This is a genomic window from Marinomonas profundimaris, from assembly GCF_000508165.1.
Classification (GTDB): domain Bacteria; phylum Pseudomonadota; class Gammaproteobacteria; order Pseudomonadales; family Marinomonadaceae; genus Marinomonas; species Marinomonas profundimaris.
Genome location: NZ_AYOZ01000005.1, coordinates 73580 through 93502, shown reverse-complemented (window position 1 = coordinate 93502; position 19923 = coordinate 73580). Strand labels below are relative to the sequence as shown.

The following is a 19923-nucleotide window of genomic DNA, read 5'->3' as shown; positions in this document are numbered from 1 at the left end:
TAATCTCGTTTGACGCCCTATTGCACTCTAATCAAATAATCAGTTTTGGTCTGGCAACGTCACATTCAACTCAAGCACCGAACAATCGTCAGTATTGTCTAATTGTATCTGCACATCTTCACTGCCAATGTTCACATACTTTCGAATCACATCAATAATTTCTTGCTGCATCTGTGGCAAATAATCTGGCTGATGGCGCTTACTACGCTCATGAGCAACAATAATCTGCAAACGATCCTTGGCGACAGACGCCGAGCTAGGTGCGTTTTTACTTTTAAAATAATCGAAAATCCCCACTCTAACCCCCTAACAAACGTTTAATAAAGCCTTTCTTCTGGACTTCTAAGAAACGCAACGGACGCTCCTCACCCATCAAACGGTCAACGGCATCCATATAAGCCAATCCCGCTTCCGATTCTGTATCCAGAATGACAGGGGTTCCTTGGTTAGACGCTTTAAGTACCGCCTCAGATTCTGGAATCACACCAATCAATGGAATCGCCAAAATATCTTCAACGTCAGACACGCTCAACATTTCGCCTGACGCAACACGCCCAGGATGGTAACGCGTTAGCAACAAATGCTCTTCAATTGGCTCTTTGCCCTCTTCCGCGCGCTTAGACTTGCTTTGCAAAATACCTAAAATACGATCCGAGTCTCGAACCGAAGATACTTCAGGGTTGGTCACGACAATCGCCGCATCGGCAAAATACAGCGCCATTTGAGCGCCCTTCTCAATGCCCGCCGGAGAATCACAAATAATATAATCAAAGTCTTTGGCAAGGTCGTTTAACACTTCCTGCACGCCTTCAATAGTTAACGCATCTTTATCGCGAGTTTGCGATGCTGGCAGGATAAACAACCCCGCTGTGCGTTTGTCTTTGATTAACGCTTGCGACAATGTCGCTTCTTTATTAATCACATTCACAAAATCATAAACAACTCGACGTTCGCAACCCATAATCAAATCCAGATTACGCAAGCCCACATCAAAATCGATGATAACCGTTTTATGTCCTTTTAACGCAATACCAGTCCCAATAGCAGCGCTGGATGTGGTCTTGCCAACACCGCCCTTGCCTGAGGTGACTACTATGATCTTTGCCAATGCTGTATCCCCCGATAACCCCACAATGGGTTTATCTAACTAATCAAATGAAAAATAATTTTTAAAGCGGTACGATTTCTAAGCTATCGTCAACTAATAACACTTGAGCGCTGTCTTTCCAAACGATATTTTGCAGCGCATCGCTCAGCATAAAATTGCCCGCGATGGATACCAATTCCGCCTCCATGCTTTTACAAAAAATTCGTGCTTCTACATCGCCCTTCACTCCGGCCAATGCTCGTCCTCGCAAAGCGCCGTAAACATGTATATTGCCGTCGGCCAACACTTCTGCACCGGCGCTGACCTGTGCCAATACGATCAAATCACCTTCTGCGTAAACCTGCTGACCAGACCGAACCGGCTTGGTAATGACCTTTGTCGCCTGAGGAATCAAACGTTCCTCAACCACGGTTTTTACGACCACATCAGGACTGCTTACTTCTTTGATTTCTGGCGCAATATTAATGGGTCTTGCTTTGCTGGCGGGCAAAAGTGGAATCGTCACCGACGCATTCCACACGGGCAAACTGTCAGGATCGCAACGCCAGCCAATCACACCAAGGCCAAGCGCGCTGACTGATTTAATCAGCGCCTCAAATTCTTCCAATGTAATGCCACGTTTCATTTTTGAAATATCAATAATGATAGGAGCCTGATTAAAAAAGTGCGGCACCTGATCAATTTTTTCTTTCAGATGAAAAACAATGTCATCGAGAGAAAAAGTTTGAATTTCTAGCAACACTGTCGTAACAACACTTCCTTTAAGACGGAAGCCTGAGTCTGTCATGCAAACGGTCCTTTTAAATACCTTAAATGGCGCTTTATGTTATCAAGCCGAGTTGAACAAACGTCATCAGCGTAAAAAACCATTCTATCAAGCTGACCGATTAATGAAAGTCACCGTGACAACGGCTTTACACTGCTAAAAAGTGATCGTTGCTCTCTTATAGTGCTAAGAATAACGTAAAATGCGCAATAATGAACGAAAGATTAACCTTTTGATTTAGTTAATCTTTTACAACTTACTTACATACTTGTTCCCATTAATCTGGGGAAAACTTTTGCACCATAAAAAACACAACAAAACTTATTCATCCTGAGACTGAACCGCGAATTCTGCTGACAATCGACTCACACCCAAACCACTTTGCTTGGTTAACTTTATCTGCACCGGAATACGCTCTTTTAGCGCACTAATATGACTGATAATTCCGATGGTTTTACCGGAGGAATGCAAATTATCCAACGCGTCCAGCGCGGATTCCAGCGTTTCGCTGTCTAACGTACCAAAGCCTTCGTCTAAAAATAGAGAATCAATGCTGGCTTTATGAGATACCAAGTCTGACAACGCCAACGCCAACGCCAAACTAACAAGGAAAGATTCACCGCCTGAGAGGGTTTTCGTATCTCGCGATACATCCGCCTGCCAAGTGTCTACTACCAACAACGACAACGCTTCCTCATTGCGCATTAACTGATAACGACGATGCAAAATATCCAAATGCTGATTGGCTAAATACACCAAATGATCTAGCGTGAGACTTTGTGCAAAACGACGGAACTTCGCACCGTCTGCCGACCCAATCAAATGATTCAAACGATCTAAATGAATCAGTTCATCTCGTAATCTATTCAATTCCTCCACTGACGCTTTGGCTTGCTCTCGCCTTTGATGCTCTTCCCGTATTTTCTGTGAAACCTCGCCCAGTTGTCGATTTAACTGCTGTCGTTGAACCTCAAACGTCTCGACCAAAGCCACCAGCTCATCGAGCGAATCACTCCCCAACAAACCAATGCCAATCAACTCGGTCGTCGGTTTTTGGCCTCTATGGTCAAGCAAAGCGTCTTCCGCCTGCATTAGCAGAGCCGCTTGTCGAGTCATCGTGTCCTTTAAGGCGACAGACATCTCTTTCAAAGTAGCCAGATCAGTGTCTGTCAAACACGTCCGTTGCCAGGCGCTTTCGTCACTAAAACCTTTTTCTTTCAACACAACTTGCCAAGCAGAGTCCGCCGACTCCCACTCTTTACGCAACGCCGCTAAGGATTTTTCGAGAGCTTTCAACGTCGCTGATAACGTCGTCAATACTTCCTGTACGCGCTCTCGCTCTTTCAACGCCGTTTCGTAATCTATTCGCTTTCCTGCCAATGCGACTTGCGCATCGGATCGTACGTCCGACAAGGATTTTCCAGCCAGTTTATCAAACAATGCCGCGTCAATTTTATCCCATTCATCACGTAACTCATTTGCCTTTAGCGTGACTTCACTCACTTGAGCCTCGCCTTCTTTCAACCGCTCTTCTAGCACCGTAATTTCATAACCAAGCTGTTCAATTTGCTTCACATGCGCATCATGATTCACTTTCGCGTCTCGCCATAATTGCAAGGACGTTTGCAATGCAGACAAGGACTCCGCCAGCGGTGACGCCAGATAACGCTCAGGCACACTAGACGCGCTCATAGAAACCATCAGCGCCTGCTCAATACGGTCTTTCTCAATGGTTATTTTTTGATATTCCGACTGTTTTGATTCAAGCGTTTGACGAAGTGAGCGCCCCTGAAACTCCAGTTGCTGAAGTTCTTGCGTCATCTGCTGCATTTGCGTGTTGGCGCTGGTAAATTCTTGCTCCAACGCAGCTCGCTGCTGGTGCTTTTCCAACACCGCTTGATTGAGTTCAAGCACGCCCTGCCACGCTTGCTGAATGTCGGACACACAAGAAGACATTCTAGCCGCGTCAAACACTTGCAGCGGTTCGCTTCCACTCACATTTGTTAAAGACATCAAATCATTTAACATCGACAACAATTCGCTCTCTGCGGTCGAGCGTTCTTTTATCAACGCGTCTCGCTGATCGTGGCGCATTTCCTGTTCGCGTTCGACAACCTTTTGATCGGCCTTGAGTGCTTGCCCGGCTTGCACCAATGCATCCAGTTCAGATTGCAATTGCTGCAACCGCGTTTGATTTTCGACATTCACCGCTTGATGCAACGCTTGGTCAAGGTCGTGTTCATGGGAGCCACACAAAGGACAAGCGTCATGCTCGCCCAATGATTGACGTAATTCGTTCAATGACACAATATGTCGCTCAGCATCCACCAACTTGGCCAGATCCATGCAATGCGCATGTTTATCTTTGTAGGTTTGTCTTTGCTGTATTAACTGCTCGCCTTGTTTACTAAGCTGATCCACTAATGCCTGAATGGCATCATCAATCTGCTGAATTTGTTGGTGTTTACCTTGATACGACTCATAGCGCTGTACTAGCTCAGCGGCTTTTTGCTGCCTGCCTTCCAAGCCCCGAAAATGATCTTGCCATTCATTCAAATCGCGCCCAGACGACAGGGAATGAAACGCGTCAACAACCAATTTCACTTGTTGCTCAAGCGCCGCTGCATGACGAGTTTGCGTCTCTAATGCCTCTTTGCTCGCCGCAAAGGTACTCAGCGCAGAATCAAGCGTCACTTGCGCAGACGACACCTCTGTGGCGATGCGAGTCAACGCTTGATCTTGAGTCTGAATAGACGATTGTTGATATTGCCAATTCGACAGCTGTGCTTCTATTTGCTCTGGCGCTTGCCACTCAGCCAAACGCGGCTGATTGCTTTCGCAAGCCAATGTACTTTCGTGGTGTTTTTGCTTCTGCTGAGCTAACGCATTCACACTTTCGAGGTGCTTTTGCTCAATCGTACTACGTCGATGATTAATCTCTGTAAGTTGCTCATTGACGCTCTCTCGACGAGAAACCAACGGCTGAATAATGTTCGCAATGTCTTCGTTAAGCGCATCCCATAGTTGGGTTTGCGTTTCAAATGCCTGCTTGACGCTCTCGGTATGAAGATCAAGCTGTTGAATCACCTCACTTTGCTCAAGCTGTTCCTGTGAGACGCCTGACTGTTCACGCTCAAGGTCTGACTTTCGGCGCTGAATGTCTTTCAAACTTTCATACTGAGGACGAAGCGTATTCGCAACACCAGCCTTTTCTAATGCGTCTTGCTTTGGTTTGAAATCCGCCAACGCCGCGATCGCATTCTCATTGTGTTGCTGGCTTGTCACTAACTGCTTTACAAGGTTCGATTCTGTCTGTCGCCACTCAAGATTTGTCTTATGTTGCTTTAGATTGTCAGACAGGGTTTTGTCTTCTGCCGCTAAGCTGGTTTCTTGTTCAATAAGCGCTTGCAGAGCATCTTCGCTCATCAGTTGGCGTTGTGCATTAACCGCTTCCAACTGCGCAATTTTTTGGCGTTCTGTTTTGTGCTTTTCAAACACCCATTTAGACACTTGTCCGTAAATTTCTGTGCCCGTTAACTCTTCCAGTAATTCCGCTCTGTCATTGGCGGAAGCATTCAAAAAAGCCGAAAAACCACCTTGAGCGAGCAACATAGACTTGGTAAAGCGTGAAAAATCCAACCCGGTAATTTCAGCAATTTTATCGATTTTTTCGTTGATTTTAGTGGTAATAATAGTGCCATCTAGCTCACACAACTCGCACGTCATTGGTTGCAATTTACCATCACTGTTTCCACGCGCACGACGTTGTCCCCAAAACGCTCGATAACCTTTGCCTTTTATTTCGAACTCAACCTCCGCCAAACACTCCGCTGTATGGCGTGTCATTAACTCATTCTGACTCGGCGAGACTTTGAGCCTTGGTGTTTCGTGGTACAAAGCCAAACAGATCGCATCCAATAACGTGGATTTGCCAGCGCCCGTTGGACCGACAATGGCAAAGACACCTGCATCGTCAAACGGCGCTTTGGTGAAATCAATTTCCCATTCACCTTTTAAGGAATTGATGTTTTTCAGTCGAAGCTTACAAATTTTCATACTTGCTTCTCCTGGCTGTCTTCCATCTCGATCAAACAGTGATTAAATAAATTGGTTAAGATCACGCTTTCTTCTTCGTCAATGTCTGCGTTGCCTTGTAAGCTTTTCTCAAACACCTCTTTCACGGTCAATTCAGACAAGGTTTGACGCGATTCAAACGCCGCCTTTTTTGTGTCCACGGCGCTTTTTCGCATGACTCGAAGCAACTCGATAGACTTGCCTTCTATGGCTTCGACCAATCGCTTATGGACGTCACTTAAGTATTCGTCTGCAATCACCGTGACTTCTAACCAAAGCATCGTGCCGTCAATAATTGTCAGTTTGTCTATCTGCTTCAACACGTCTTTAAGGTTGCCTTTTAAACTTTGCATGGGTTGAAAAGTTGGAATCGTATGAAGCTGAATCGGCTCTTGTTTCTCGTCAAAAAGATCCATCGCTGGACCTTGCGCAACAAGCGCGGCCGTATCAATAACAACCAAGGATTTCTCTCTACCCAACTCATCAAAACTCAATGGAATCGGTGAACCGCTGTAGCGAAAACGACCATCTTTGGTAATCGCCTGCGCACGGTGAATGTGCCCAAGTGCAAGGTAATCAAATTTAGGGAAAACCGACGTTGGCAAGGCTTCAAGCGTACCAACATAAAGATCACGCACCGACTCGCTCACTTGCCCGCCCATTGCGGTTAAATGACCGGTTCCAATAATCGGCACAGGTTGTTTGAGGCTTTTATTTTTCTCGCAGGCAAGTTCATACACCTGCTGATAAAAATCACCAATGTGCTGCAATAACCCCAGCTTTTTATCTTGCTCAGACTGACCAGAAATGCTTTTCATAACGTCTTTTGGTCGTAAATACGGCACCGCACAAACCCAAGCCGCTACTTCACCACTTTTATCTTTTAGCGCAATCACGTGAGACGCCAAGTCTTCAAGACTTGCCTGACTCGACACTTGCGTATCTAGGTAAGAAAGCAGGCTCTTTGATTCATTCAGCATGCTCACTGAATCATGATTACCCGCTACAATGACCAACTGACATTGACGCGCTTTCATGTCTAATACCAACTGATGGTACATTTCACGCGCATAACTTGGCGGCGATCCTGTATCAAAAACATCACCCGCAATAATCACCGCATCAATCGATTCGCTGTCCACCAGCGCCAACAACCAATCAATAAATGCCTTATGTTCATCTCGGCGGGATTTTCCCATAAAGTGTTGACCGAGATGCCAATCAGAAGTGTGAAGAATTTTCATTAATAAAATCCAATAAATAAAAAGCACAAAGCCAAAAAAGGTCTAATAAAATTAACGAACAAAATGCAACTGATTCATTCGAATCCTCAAAGGACGAAGCGATTGTTCCCAATCTTTCGCTGAGATTTTTTGACCATGATAAATAATCTGTAAAACACCACTTCCTGCATTGGCAAACGCGTCACTGAGAAACGCAATAAAAGCGTCATCGGCCAAACTAAGCGTCAGATCATTATTTGCATACAAAGCAAAATGCCCGAGAAACATTGGCGTGTAATCCAACAAAGTCTCACGCCAATAAGATGCATAAATAGCATTATCAGGAGAAGAAATGACTACAGCAGGCGCATCAGCAATATCCATCTCAAACAACAAACGACCTTTGCGCATTCCAGTCGATAATTGAACATCCACCTTATTATCAGACGAAAGCGCTAAGGCACGCAGCCAATCCTTGTCGCATAACTGCGCTTTATGCAACACGACTTTTAAAGGCGCTCCAGCAGGATTTAACGCCATACACTCATAAAAATGAGCCTGCTCATCAATAAAAACAGACGATGATTTACTAGCAGGAAAGCCAACCGAAACACGATCCCCGAAAGAATCATCACTTGGCCCCAAAAGCGTTAGCTCGATAGCTGATTCATTCAAACAAATAGGATTTAAAACAGAAAAAGAAGAAGACACGGCTGGCGTTTGCCGAGTCAATGACATCGCCGAAGCAACCGTCGTTTGGCAAGAAAGAATCGACTCACAATTACTCGCATCATATAGACGACAAGCTCCACAAGCCCCTGCACGACAACCGTAACGAACATCCGCACCCTGAGAAAGCAACGATGACAACAAATTGTCACCCAAAACCGCCTCAAACTGCTCATCATCCAATTCTATCGTCAGCGCCTGTGAACCCATCATCTAACCTCATCTTCGATTTGGCTATTATGACATATTCTAACCCGCCGACCTTGCACCCATCCTAAAAAAGAAAAGGCAATGCTAGTTGAGAGCATTGCCTTCCCATAGAAGAAAGATACAAGTACTTAGACCAAGAACATACTTACCAAGAATGATACAAGACTTAAGCCCTCGGTGTAGACTCCAAAAGAGCGACAAGCAGTCGCCAGAAGTCGGCTACCGAATCAATTTCCATGCGCTCAGTGGGTGAATGCGCTCCACGAATGTTAGGGCCAAATGACACCATTTCCATGCCGGAATATTTCGCGCCAATAATACCGCACTCTAGGCCAGCATGAATGACTTTTACGTTCGCTTCATGCCCCATTACGTCTTTATGCACTTCAAGAAAGTGCTTGAGCAAGCCAGCGCTTGGGTCTGGTCGCCAGCCAGGGTAACCATTTTCCAATTTGACGTCAGCTTGAATCAAGGAAAACGCAGACTTCGCCACGTAAGCGTGATGCTCTACCGCGGAATCCACTAAAGAACGAACCAGCAAACAGGCATCAAATACTTTCTCGCCGTTTTCGGTATTCTTCAAATTAATCACACCAAGGTTGCACGATGTCTCGGTAACACCTTCTAAATCAGCACTCATTCGATGAACGCCATGAGGTGCGCAATACAATGCACTCAGCAAAGATGCGGCATCAGACGCTTCTAGTTCTGCATCCAATTCCGCTGGTGCTAAGGTTACTTTCAGGTTAGCTTCCGTCGTCGAAAATTCCGCCTGAGTGGCTTTTTCAAACGCATCGATGAACGTAAATAATTTTGTCTCATTTTCCGCTTCAATATTGATGGTCGCTTTTGCATCTCGGGAAATTGCATTTCGCAATGTGCCACCAGACAAACCACTCAAGCCGAACTCACATTGCTCTTTTAGCAAATTTAATAGGCGAATAATCAAAACATTCCCACTGGCACGGCCTTTTTGAATATCCAAACCTGAGTGACCGCCGCGCAATCCAGATACGGTAATGTCGAAGGCTTTTTTTGCGGCATTCACAGGCACAGCTAAATACGGCTTCATAACGTTAATGTCCACGCCACCCGCGCAGCCAATGTACACATCACCTCGGTCTTCTGAGTCCAAGTTAAGCAGAATTTTACCTTTTAAAATGCCTTCTTCTAGCTGTAATGCACCGCGCAAACTGGTTTCTTCTTCAATGGTAAACAAAGCTTCAATGGGCCCGTGAAGCAAATCGGTCGATTCCAATACGGCCATAGCCGCTGCCACACCTATGCCGTTGTCTGCGCCTAGTGTTGTGCCCGTTGCGTGAACCCATCCATCGATGACTTGCGTGACGATTGGGTCTTTGGTGAAGTCATGCTCGATGTTTGCTTCTTTTTGCGCCACCATGTCCAAATGACCTTGCAGCACAACCGTTTCACGATCTTCCATACCTTTTGACGCGATTTTACGAATCAATAGATTACCAGCAGGATCAACGTAGGTTTCAAGGCCTAATCCAGTTGCCCATTGAATCAAATGCTCTCTTAACGCTGCTTCATAATAAGAAGGGCGAGGCGTGTTACATAAGGTTTGAAAATGCTGCCAAATGGCTTTCGGTTCTAGAGTTCTTAATACGTCGTTCATGCTGCTCTCTTAGTATTTTTCATCGGTACATATTGTGTTACGGACAGTAAAGAAGAGCATAGGTTGAGGCAATCGAAATTAAGACTACACCGATAGAGAAAACGTATGTGGCGGCCAAACAACTTTCAAGAAGAAAATAGAAACGCCGTTTTAATTTTTAATGGCGAGCGGTGAAAATCTCCTTTAAGATGAGAGACAGAATAAAAACAGGGACAAACACGATGCAAGACATGCTGGACTATCTTATAAAATACGCGGATACGATTCTTGAACACTATATTGATCCTTACCACGGAACCCCGCTTTTCTTTGATGGTTGCGACACATTTACAGGCAAGCCCGTTACGTGGAAAAACACCGACGGAAGCATTTGGGAACCGTCAAACATTGCCAGCCAGCAGAACTTATTTCGCTTTTTTAGCGGATTAAGTGCAATCACCCATCAACCAAAATACAAGCAAGCCGCAAAAGATGCGATTCACTGGCATTTTGAGCATGCCGATTCCAGTGGCTTGATTCGCTGGGGTGGGCATTCTTTTCTCGACCTAAAAACCTTAAACGCCGTTGGCCCAGAAAATAAAAATATGGTGCACGAGCTCAAACACCACTGCCCATATTACGAACTCATGTACGAAACCAACCCAACTGCTACTAGCCGAATGATCATGGCCATCTGGAACTGCCATGTAACCAACTGGGAGAACATGGAAATGTCCCGTCATGGCAGTTATGGGTTGGCGTTCGACGAAACGACATTTTGGGACAAACCCCAAAGCAGTAACCTAGAACCATTACGTGAAATGAAAGGCTTGTCCTTCGTAAATATTGGCAACGATCTGGTGTTTAGCGCTGGCATGCTTTACAAATTTGACGGCGATGAAAAAGCCCTTTCTTGGGCCGAGTTTTTAATGCGCCAATATGTTGATTCTCGTCATCCAGAAACCAAGCTGGGTTGCTATCAATATAACCGCCCTAAGCAAACTGGCTCACCGCCAGAAGACGAAAGTCATCCGCAGTATACTTTTTCATTTTGGGGTGATCGCGCGGCAAGACAGTTCGGAGCTGAATACGGCGACGTCGCGAAAGAGGCATGGGTATTATTCAAAATGGACGACGAAGCGTTAAATGGCCCCGAAGGTATTTACGGTGACTGCGCGCTTGCACAAACTCTGCTCGCCCGCGAATTAGGGGAAGATGGAAAACAATTATTGGATTGGACGACGGAAGGCTTAGAGGCCTGGGCGCAGTACGCTTATGACGCCGAAACCAACGAGATAAAACCGATGTTTGCCGATGGAAAGGATTTAACCGGCCATCGAGTCCCACGGTACGGTTACTACGGAAAAAAAGGCGTCGAGATGATTCGTCGACCGCTTCCGAGCCACGTTTTCCTTACGTATGTCACCAACTGGGTAGAAAGCCGCAGCGACACACTTTGGTCAACGGTTTGCGCGATGGCAAAACACGTTGACTTAGGTGAATGGAACACAGCAAACCCAACAGTCAAACTCAACACAGAAGCCAACGACGCTCTCCTCATGTTTGCGGTGCTAGAAATGCATCAAGTCAGCCAACACGCGAGCTACCTCGAACTCGCGGAAAAACTCGGGAATAACATAATGAAACGCAGCGCGCATCGTGGATTATTTACCCCCAGTGAAAAACACATTCACTGCCGATTCGACGACATCGAACCGCTCGCCCTACTCAGCCTAACCGCGGCCAAACGAGGTCAGCGTGAATTAGTTCCCGTTTATCGCAGCCGAGGCGGTTATATTCATGGAGATATGATGATGCCAGATGGCAGTTTGAAAAATACGATGGACGTGAAATCGATTTATTTGAGAACGAAACATTCTTATACACAATCTAGAAAAACGTCATTCGATTCATAAAAAAAGACGCATCAGTCATAGTCTACCGATGCGTCTTTTTTTGCTTTTTGCGAAAGGACAACTCAAACACTATTTACGTTCTTTGAGCGACCCTGCTGTGAAAGTAACAAACTCTTCAGCGCTGGTTGGATGAACGCCAACCGTCGCATCAAAGTCGGCTTTCGTCGCGCCTGCTTTTAATGCAATGCCAAGACCTTGAATAATTTCGCCCGAATAATCACCGACCATGTGCGCACCAATTACTTTATCGTCTGCGTTGTTCACCAACAATTTCATCAAAGAACGTGCAGTGCCGCCACTTAACGTGTGTTTCATTGGACGGAAGTCCGTTTGATAAACTCGGAAGTCTAGGCCGCGTTTTTCCGCCTCTTGCTCAGACAAACCCACCGTACCAATCGCTGGTTGGCTGAAAACCGCAGTTGGAATGTTGTCGTAATCAAAATCAACTTGTTTGCCATCAAACCAGTAATCGATCAGCGCCATGGCTTCTTTAATAGCAACCGGCGTTAATTGAATATTGTCCGTCACATCCCCTAAGGCAAACACGCTTCTTGCTGATGTCGTGAAGTTTTTATCAATGATTACCGCGCCATTTTTGCCCGTCTCGACACCGGCTTTTTCAAGCGCCAGTGACGCCACATTAGGCACTCGGCCCGTTGCATAAAGGATCAAACCAAACGTTTCTGAATGACCATCTTTGAAATGAACCGTTCGAGCGCCGTTTGGATTAGCGGTATCAAGTAATTCAATGCGCTCAACATCAGTATTCAAACGCACATCAATGCCAGATTTAGCGTACTCTTCACTGGCAAACGCTCGGACATCTTCGTCGAAGCCGCGAAGTAACTGATCACCGCGATAAGCCAATGCGGTTTCCACGCCTAGGCCATTCAAAATCCCAGCAAACTCAACCGCAATATAACCACCACCCACAACGAGAGCTTTTTTGGGCAGCTCATCAAGATAAAACATTTCGTTGGAGCTAACGACCAAATCGCTTCCCTGAAATTCTGGTATGAAAGGTTTTGCGCCAACGGCGATAAGAATCCGCTCTGCTGTGTAGGTTTTTCCATCCACCATGACAGTATGTTCATCCACAAAGCTAGCAAAACCAGAAATCAACTCTACACCTGCATTGTTCAGCAAGTTGCCATAAATGCCGTTTAGGCGCTCGATTTCTTTGGTTTTGTTATCACGCAATACAGACCAATTAAATTGAAGGCCTTCGTGTTTCCAACCAAACCCTGCCGCTTCATCAAAACCATGGCCGTATTCAGACGCGTAAACAAAAAGCTTCTTAGGAACACAACCAATGTTCACACAAGTACCGCCTAATGCGCTGCCTTCTGCAACCGCGACTTTGTAGCCTTTTGAGGCCGCAACACGACTCGCTCTTACACCGCCTGAGCCTGCGCCAATTACAAATAAATCGTACTGATAAGCCATTTTTCGCACTCCAATGTTATCCATTAAAATCATTCAACCAGTGTAACAGGGCAATTTAAAGATGTTAAAAAGAATACCGCTATTATCACGATCTAAAAAACCAACCAAGTTACATGGGTTCAGCACTTTATGAGCGCGCCACATCTAGGTATGATTAGGACAACTTGCTACGGAAATAATTCTCATGAAATTTGTCTCTTTTAATATCAATGGCTTACGAGCTCGACCACATCAGATAGAAGCACTTGTAGAAAAGCATGCACCGGACGTTATCGGCTTACAAGAAATCAAGGTTCATGATGATGCGTTCCCGCATGAGATCCCCAAATCGGTTGGCTATCATGCCTATTATTATGGCCAAAAATCCCACTACGGCGTGGCGATTTTTAGTAAGCAAGAAGCCACTAGCGTAGAGTACGGCTTCCCTGGCGACGACGAAGATGCTCAGCGCCGCATGATCATCGCCACATTCGATACCCCACAAGGTCCGGTTAAAGTACTAAACGGTTACTTTCCTCAAGGAGAAAGCCGTGACCACGAAACCAAATTTCCCTCAAAGCGTAAGTTCTATGCGGATCTAATGCGCTATCTCGCATCTCACTCTGCTGATGAAAAAATCATCGTCATGGGAGATATAAATATTTCGCCAACGGATTTGGATATCGGCATTGGTGAACCCAATGCAAAGCGTTGGTTAAAGACGGGGAAATGCAGCTTTTTACCAGAAGAAAGAGAATGGTTTAGTACATTAACGAATTGGGGACTGACTGACACTTACCGCCAACTAAACCCAACCAAAAACGACCGTTTTAGCTGGTTTGATTATCGCTCAAAAGGCTTCGACGATACGCCAAAGCGTGGCCTAAGAATTGACGTTATCATGTCTTCCAATGGCTTAACGCCTTACTTGGAAGATTCCGATGTAGACTATGAATTACGCGCCTTAGAAAAACCTTCTGACCACGCACCAATTTGGACAACGTTCAAATTAACCCCATAAAAAATGCCAAGGCGGAACCTGATCAAATAACATACAAAATGATACAGTGACCGCCTTACTTGATGAGAACCGCTATTAACTCTGTCTATACAAAATTTATCCACAGACAATGTGGATGGTTTTATTATTGTCATACAGCAAAGCATGCCATTTGCTCTGTTTTAAACGAGATACGTACATGAATAACGACACACCCACAATGGAAGACATGTTGCGCCAGTCATCACAAGCCGCCGTGTTTTTAAAAGCATTAAGCAATGAAAACCGTCTCATGATTTTATGCCATTTACTGGATCAAGAACTGTCCGTCACTGCACTGAACGAAAAGCTGCCACTGAGTCAATCTGCCCTTTCTCAACATCTGGCCATATTAAGAAAAGACGGTTTAGTCAACACTCGTCGTGAATCTCAGACGATTTATTACCGTATCGGTGATGCCAAGGTGAAGGAACTAATCCAAACTCTACACCTATTATTTTGCCCTACTTTATAATTCTATTTGTCTCTTCAGCATAGAAACGGTGAATCAACGCAGACAGCCAAATTGGCTGCTCTAAAGGCAGCATGTGTCCACACTGTTCCGCTGTATTCAAATCAAAATGCTCATTGTTTTCAATCTGCTCCAATGCAGATGCTGGCATTAATGCATCCTCTTTACCCACTGCAAAACAGATAGGGAGATGCGTTTGCTCTAGATACGACAAAAGATCAGGACGGTCCAAGCTACTCTGCAACTGCTGAATCAAGATACGCTCACCAAGCGCCTTGTCCATAGTTTTCATAATGTCTAAAATCAATTCATTGCCCTTATGCTTATCGCCCAACATGGCTTGCGCTTTTTTCCTTGGCAGCCCTCGATAACCCTGCTTCTGAACCCAATCGAGAGCCACTTCACGCTGCCGCCGCTCCGCCGCCAACAACCCAGTCGAGGTATTCGACACGACCATTAAACGACAAACTCTCTGAGGATATTGACTGGCAAAAGCACTCGCAATATAACCGCCCATGGAAAACCCAAGTAAATGAATTGGCTGTTGCGGCAGGACATCCGCCAATACCCTTACGATCAACTCAATACTGTCTTCCATTGGGATCGCGATAGGACGCAATACGACATCCTGACCTAATGCCGCTTGTGTAGAATCCCATAACCGTTGATCGCACATTGTGCCTGGTAAACAATAAATTTCGATCAAAGCGCTCTCTCTGCTGAAAATGTGCTGTTAATAACCTTGATTACGAAGACGTAAAAAACTCGCAAAACGAGGCACCCCACGTTCGGTAAAACCATGATATTTATATATTACAAATTCACCGGGCTGAGGTGGAGACGCTCGCTCAGCATCGGTAAAACCACTGCCTATTTTAAAGCGAATACCAGATGGCATTTCAACCAACATTGAGCCCATCATGCCGTCGTATTTTCCAGAACCGTTTAGAATCTCAATGACCTTCGCATCGGCATCCATATGCGGTTTCAATTTGAGTAAATTGTCGGTTCTGCCGCTTTCGAAGCGCGCCAACTTACGATGCAAAATCAAGCCTTCTGCGCCCTGCTGGACATATTCATCCAAGACATTCTGGAGCATTTGATTATTAGCGACGGTGAATTGTTTGATAGGGATAACATGCGGTAATTTGAGAGCATTAACAATACGAGTGTAACGTGTAAATCTTGCTTCAAACGTCATGGCTTTTTCTTTGTCTGGCGCGTCAAATATCATGTAATGTATTTTTCGCCACTCATCATCAACGGGGTTATTTTTCCTGACGGTCGACATAACAAACTCAAAGTCATTGTGCTTCGACCAAAGCTCACCATCCAGCCAAACATTTGGCAATTTTTCAGTAAACCAACTCGGTGCATTAATAGGATTACCTTGACGAGTCAGCAGCGCCTCTCCTGTCCAAATGGCGCGAATGCCATCGTATTTTTCACTCACTAAATACTCATCGACGTGAGTACCTTCCGTAAATTGGGTTGCAAGCTGCACTTCTGGTTGAGCACGCAACAAGACAGAAAACAACCACAGAAAAACCAACAAATACTTTTTAGACAACATTTTTCACTCCTTTGATAAATAAATGCGCTACTCCTTAGCACGTGATAACGCTAAACCATTTCAATTAATGAATCAAACTTTCACATGGTAATAAATGCCGTCATAAAAAAAGCCCATATTGGTCATCCAATATGGGCTTTTATGTTCTAAAAAGAAACGGTGTCGCTGTTACTTATTTGCTCAGCTGAACAATCAACTTATTCATGCGGCTAACAAAGGTCGCAGGATCTTCTAATTGACCACCTTCAGACAAGGTAGCTTGTTCAAACAACAACCAAGCCATGTCCGCAAAGCGCTCTTCATCAGATTCATCATTCATCTTCGCCACGATTGGGTGATCAGGGTTCACCTCAAGCGTTGGTTTAGATTCTGGTAGCTTCTGACCCGCTTGCTCAAGCAAACGACGCATTTGCAGCCCCATGTCGTTTTCGCCAACCACCAAACACGCTGGTGAATTTGTCAAACGGTCTGTTGAATTTACACTGGCCACTTTCTCTTCTAATACCGCTTTCATGCGATCAAGAAGCGGCTTCATTTGCTCCGCTTTTTCTTCTTTTTCTTTCTTCTCTTCTTCGTTTTCTTGATCGGCTAAGTCCAGCTTGCCTTTGGTCACGTCTTGGAAAGATTTGCCTTCAAATTCTTGCAATGAAGACATCATCCATTCGTCGATACGATCGCTCAGCAACAAGACTTCGTAGCCTTTCTTACGAAGAATTTCTAGATGCGGGCTGTTTTTCGCCGTGTTATGGCTTTCCGCATAGATGTAGTAAATCTTATCTTGACCTTCGCTCATACGCTCGATGTATTGAGCCAATGATACCGTTTGCTCTGGTGCGTCGTTATTGGTTGAGCTGAAACGTAACAAACCAGCGATTTTGTCTTTATTGCCCATGTCATCTGCAGGGCCTTCTTTGATGACGTTACCAAACTCGTCCCAGAATTTTTGGTAATCTTCTGGTTCGTTCTTCGCCATCTTAGTCAGCATGTCCAACACACGTTTGGTCAATGCAGAGCGCATAGAGTCAACCGCGTGGTCGTTTTGCAAGATCTCACGAGAGACGTTCAAAGACAGATCGTTAGAATCCACCACACCTTTTACGAAACGCATGTAAGGCGGCAAGAAGGCTTCTGCTTCATCCATGATAAACACGCGCTGAACGTACAATTTCAGGCCACGTTGCATGTCACGATTCCAAAGGTCGTAAGGCGCTTTAGACGGAATGTACAGCAAGCTTGCGTATTCCAACTTACCTTCTACCTTATTGTGAGACCACTTCAAAGGTTCTTGGTAATCATGAGAGATGTGCTTGTAGAATTCTTGGTATTCTTCTTCTGTTACTTCGTTACGAGGACGAGTCCACAACGCTTTCGCTGAATTCACTGCTTCGAATTCAGCCGCTTTGCTTTCATCAACAGGCTTAGGGTTGCCCTCTTCGTCCATTTCTGGATACACCGGCTTTTCCATTTCAACAGGAATGGAAATATGATCCGAATATTTTGTCACTAAAGAGCGAAGACGGAAGTTATCCGCAAAGTCTTTTTCTTCTGTTTTCAAATGCAAGGTAATGCGCGATCCGCGTGTCGCTTTGTCGATGTTTTCAATAGTGAATTCACCAGAACCATCAGACACCCAACGAACCGCTTCATTTTCCGACGCGCCAGCACGACGAGTTTCGACAGTCACTTTGTCAGCAACGATGAAAGCAGAATAAAAACCCACACCAAACTGACCAATAAGCTGGCTGTCTTTCTTTTGATCGCCGCTTAATTGCTCTAGGAAAGAAGACGTACCAGATTTGGCGATAGTACCAAGGTTGGTAATGGCTTCTTCACGAGACATACCAACGCCGTTGTCATCAATAATCACGGTGTTTGTTTCTTTATCAAATTCAATGCGAACACGTAGGTTCGGGTCTTCAGCGAGAAGGTCTGCGTTAGCGACAGACTCAAAGCGAAGCTTATCGACCGCATCGGATGCGTTTGAAATGAGCTCTCGTAGAAAGATCTCTTTGTTGGAGTACAAAGAATGGATCATCAAATGCAGTAGTTGTTTTACTTCCGTTTGAAATCCTAACGTTTCTTTTTGAGTATCAGTTGCCATGTTGTAGCTTGCTCCTATTTGAATGAACCTTCGATTACAATCAAAGGCGTATTTCTTTTCACTTGTGCTCCATAAATAAAGCCTCTTGACGCGATTTCAAGAGGCAGCGTAAGCAAAACAAAGAAAAAGTCACAAATTTATTATGGATATTAGATTGTTAGTGCATTTAGAGAGGAATTTGAGAGCAGAGCTTAAGACAGAAAGCGCGTTAAATTAAATGCGCTTGCGAACCAATGTCAGCCCATCGCCGATCGGAATGAGCGATAAATCAACGGCTTGATCTTGATGAATGGTTGTATTCAACTCACGAACAATTTTGGTGTCTTTATCGGTAAAGTCGTCATCTGCGACATTCCCCCACCACAAGGTATTATCGATCAACAAACAGCCGCCTGGGCGCAATAATTGCTTGGCCAATTGGTAATACGCCAGCAAATTTTTCTTATCTGCATCAATGAAGATAAAATCGAAAGTCTCCGACTCATTTTCCAGCAAAGACGTCATGACTGGCAGTGCCTTATCACAATAAGTTGTAACCCTATCCATCACGCCAGCTTGATCTAAATAACGCGCCGCAATGTCCAACCACATTTGTTTCTTTTCAATGGCTACTAGCGTCGCGTCTTTCGGCATCGCCATCGCCATCGACAAGGTGCTATAACCCGTAAAAACGCCAATTTCGAGAATCTTCGATGGCGCCTGCATTTTAACGAGCAAAGCCAACAACTGGCCAACTTCTGGCGACAACTGCATACGCGCCATATGATATTGCGCCGTTTCTCGACGTAGTGATTTTAATAAATCAGACTCTCGAACAGACACATCTACCAAATATTGATAAAGCCTATCATCAACATTTACGGTGCGATTTACAGGTTTATCATCTTCTGGTAAGGGTTTAGGAAAATTAGGAAGCATGGGATTTCATCACGAGTCCACGGCTCAAGGTTTTAAAGGTTTTCGATCGAAATTCACGACGATACAGTACAGCCACTACCATCACACTGGCCGCCATACAAAAATAAGGGCCCAGAAACCAGCCACAAAATGCCATCGCAAAATAATAAGCCCGTAAGCCGTAATTGAACTGATTGGCCGCCAAGCTGCAAATTTGCGCCATGTGCATCGCGTACAATTCGCGCTCACTGTCTTCAATACCACGCTCCGTTGCAAGCGGTGCACTCCCTACTAATACAGAGCAAAAATTGTATTGTCGAACCGACCAAGTAAAGGTAAAAAAGGCATAAGAAAATATGGCCACCAAGACGATAATTTTAACTTCCCATTCTTGTGGGCTCATCGGTGCCAAAAGGTAGAAGTCCGAAAGAATACCAAGCGCTTTTTCAGAATAGTTAAACGCGGTAAACAAACCGGCAATAATCAATAAACTACTTGAAGCAAAAAACAAACTGCTCCGCTCTAAGTTTGCCATCACAGACGCATCGGCAATTCGGTTATCTCGGCGCAATAACCGGGACATCCAAGCCAATCGAAATTGATGAAGGACACTGACCAAACAAGCACGTCGTTTTGAATTATATTGGGCATAAAAAGCATAGCCCCACCAACAAGTAAAAAAGACAAAAAGCGTAGTAAGATCAAGTGTGTTTAATAGTAAGGAAACTGAACGACTTTCCATAATTCAACTCTGCTTCGATAACAATTTATG

General features: G+C 44.9%; 17 protein-coding genes. 4 read left to right on the top strand and 13 right to left on the bottom strand.

Annotated elements, in window-relative coordinates; translation table 11 throughout:
• Positions 1-39: 39 nt before the first annotated feature.
• The 3 genes from minE to minC form a co-directional block, all read right to left on the bottom strand.
• On the bottom strand, positions 40-297 hold the full coding sequence (gene minE / locus D104_RS23615) for a cell division topological specificity factor MinE (protein WP_024023118.1): 258 nt from the start codon (positions 295-297) through the stop codon (positions 40-42).
• A gap of 1 nt (position 298) precedes the next feature.
• Complete coding sequence (minD, locus tag D104_RS23610; RefSeq protein ID WP_031214525.1) at positions 299-1108, bottom strand: septum site-determining protein MinD; 810 nt, start codon at positions 1106-1108, stop codon at positions 299-301.
• A 61-nt stretch (positions 1109-1169) separates the two neighbouring features.
• Positions 1170-1895: a septum site-determining protein MinC gene (gene minC, locus D104_RS23605; RefSeq protein WP_024023116.1), complete on the bottom strand. Its 726-nt coding sequence runs from the start codon at positions 1893-1895 to the stop codon at positions 1170-1172.
• Between minC and D104_RS37385 the strand changes: the two genes are divergently transcribed.
• Entirely contained in the window at positions 1894-2034 is a 141-nt protein-coding gene (locus tag D104_RS37385) for a hypothetical protein (RefSeq protein ID WP_024023115.1), read from the top strand. The genes minC and D104_RS37385 overlap by 2 nt on opposite strands.
• Positions 2035-2195: 161 nt before the next feature.
• On the opposite strand, the gene D104_RS23600 is transcribed toward D104_RS37385, so the two are convergent.
• From D104_RS23600 to D104_RS23585, 4 genes are all read right to left on the bottom strand, one after another.
• On the bottom strand, positions 2196-5930 hold the full coding sequence (locus D104_RS23600; protein WP_024023114.1) for an AAA family ATPase: 3735 nt from the start codon (positions 5928-5930) through the stop codon (positions 2196-2198).
• Positions 5927-7192: an exonuclease subunit SbcD gene (gene sbcD / locus D104_RS23595; protein WP_024023113.1), complete on the bottom strand. Its 1266-nt coding sequence runs from the start codon at positions 7190-7192 to the stop codon at positions 5927-5929. Before sbcD ends, D104_RS23600 begins: the two co-directional genes overlap by 4 nt.
• Positions 7193-7243: 51 nt before the next feature.
• Complete coding sequence (locus D104_RS23590) at positions 7244-8113, bottom strand: 2Fe-2S iron-sulfur cluster-binding protein (RefSeq protein WP_024023112.1); 870 nt, start codon at positions 8111-8113, stop codon at positions 7244-7246.
• Positions 8114-8276: 163 nt separating this feature from the next.
• The gene (locus D104_RS23585) at positions 8277-9749 is read right to left on the bottom strand and encodes an aminoacyl-histidine dipeptidase (protein ID WP_024023111.1); all 1473 of its coding nucleotides are present in this window, start codon (positions 9747-9749) and stop codon (positions 8277-8279) included.
• A 221-nt stretch (positions 9750-9970) separates the two neighbouring features.
• Between D104_RS23585 and D104_RS23580 the strand changes: the two genes are divergently transcribed.
• A complete protein-coding gene (locus D104_RS23580) occupies positions 9971-11644 on the top strand; it encodes a pectate lyase (protein ID WP_024023110.1) in 1674 nt (557 codons plus the stop codon).
• A gap of 69 nt (positions 11645-11713) precedes the next feature.
• On the opposite strand, the gene gorA is transcribed toward D104_RS23580, so the two are convergent.
• Positions 11714-13090: a glutathione-disulfide reductase gene (gene gorA / locus D104_RS23575; protein ID WP_024023109.1), complete on the bottom strand. Its 1377-nt coding sequence runs from the start codon at positions 13088-13090 to the stop codon at positions 11714-11716.
• A gap of 184 nt (positions 13091-13274) precedes the next feature.
• Between gorA and xthA the strand changes: the two genes are divergently transcribed.
• Together xthA and D104_RS23565 are read left to right on the top strand one after the other, a co-directional pair.
• On the top strand, positions 13275-14090 hold the full coding sequence (gene xthA, locus D104_RS23570) for an exodeoxyribonuclease III (RefSeq protein ID WP_024023108.1): 816 nt from the start codon (positions 13275-13277) through the stop codon (positions 14088-14090).
• Between the two features lie 178 nt (positions 14091-14268).
• Positions 14269-14583, top strand: coding sequence for an ArsR/SmtB family transcription factor (locus D104_RS23565; RefSeq protein ID WP_024023107.1), 315 nt, complete (start codon positions 14269-14271; stop codon positions 14581-14583).
• Here the strand turns inward: D104_RS23565 and D104_RS23560 are convergent.
• The 5 genes from D104_RS23560 to D104_RS23540 all read right to left on the bottom strand — a co-directional run bounded on the left by D104_RS23560 (position 14573) and on the right by D104_RS23540 (position 19893).
• Positions 14573-15286, bottom strand: coding sequence for an alpha/beta fold hydrolase (locus D104_RS23560; protein WP_024023106.1), 714 nt, complete (start codon positions 15284-15286; stop codon positions 14573-14575). The genes D104_RS23565 and D104_RS23560 overlap by 11 nt on opposite strands.
• A gap of 27 nt (positions 15287-15313) precedes the next feature.
• Positions 15314-16153, bottom strand: a complete 840-nt coding sequence (locus D104_RS23555) for a DNA ligase (protein WP_024023105.1) — start codon at positions 16151-16153, stop codon at positions 15314-15316.
• Between the two features lie 172 nt (positions 16154-16325).
• Positions 16326-18254 (bottom strand): molecular chaperone HtpG, encoded by a 1929-nt coding sequence (gene htpG / locus D104_RS23550; RefSeq protein WP_024023104.1) that lies wholly within the window; start codon positions 18252-18254, stop codon positions 16326-16328.
• Positions 18255-18467: 213 nt separating this feature from the next.
• Positions 18468-19172 carry an O-methyltransferase gene (locus D104_RS23545; RefSeq protein ID WP_024023103.1) on the bottom strand — a complete coding sequence of 235 codons (705 nt, stop codon included), beginning with the start codon at positions 19170-19172 and terminating at the stop codon, positions 18468-18470.
• Positions 19162-19893, bottom strand: a complete 732-nt coding sequence (locus tag D104_RS23540; RefSeq protein ID WP_024023102.1) for a DUF599 domain-containing protein — start codon at positions 19891-19893, stop codon at positions 19162-19164. Before D104_RS23540 ends, D104_RS23545 begins: the two co-directional genes overlap by 11 nt.
• Positions 19894-19923: the final 30 nt, after the last annotated feature.

Coding starts and splice junctions, on each gene's coding strand:
- D104_RS37385 (WP_024023115.1), top strand. CDS start 1,894: ATGCAAACGGTCCTTTTAAATACCTTAAATGGCGCTTTATGTTATCAA.
- minC (WP_024023116.1), bottom strand. CDS start 1,895: ATGACAGACTCAGGCTTCCGTCTTAAAGGAAGTGTTGTTACGACAGTG.
- D104_RS23600 (WP_024023114.1), bottom strand. CDS start 5,930: ATGAAAATTTGTAAGCTTCGACTGAAAAACATCAATTCCTTAAAAGGT.
- sbcD (WP_024023113.1), bottom strand. CDS start 7,192: ATGAAAATTCTTCACACTTCTGATTGGCATCTCGGTCAACACTTTATG.
- D104_RS23590 (WP_024023112.1), bottom strand. CDS start 8,113: ATGATGGGTTCACAGGCGCTGACGATAGAATTGGATGATGAGCAGTTT.
- D104_RS23585 (WP_024023111.1), bottom strand. CDS start 9,749: ATGAACGACGTATTAAGAACTCTAGAACCGAAAGCCATTTGGCAGCAT.
- D104_RS23580 (WP_024023110.1), top strand. CDS start 9,971: ATGCAAGACATGCTGGACTATCTTATAAAATACGCGGATACGATTCTT.
- gorA (WP_024023109.1), bottom strand. CDS start 13,090: ATGGCTTATCAGTACGATTTATTTGTAATTGGCGCAGGCTCAGGCGGT.
- xthA (WP_024023108.1), top strand. CDS start 13,275: ATGAAATTTGTCTCTTTTAATATCAATGGCTTACGAGCTCGACCACAT.
- D104_RS23565 (WP_024023107.1), top strand. CDS start 14,269: ATGAATAACGACACACCCACAATGGAAGACATGTTGCGCCAGTCATCA.
- D104_RS23555 (WP_024023105.1), bottom strand. CDS start 16,153: ATGTTGTCTAAAAAGTATTTGTTGGTTTTTCTGTGGTTGTTTTCTGTC.
- htpG (WP_024023104.1), bottom strand. CDS start 18,254: ATGGCAACTGATACTCAAAAAGAAACGTTAGGATTTCAAACGGAAGTA.
- D104_RS23545 (WP_024023103.1), bottom strand. CDS start 19,172: ATGCTTCCTAATTTTCCTAAACCCTTACCAGAAGATGATAAACCTGTA.
- D104_RS23540 (WP_024023102.1), bottom strand. CDS start 19,893: ATGGAAAGTCGTTCAGTTTCCTTACTATTAAACACACTTGATCTTACT.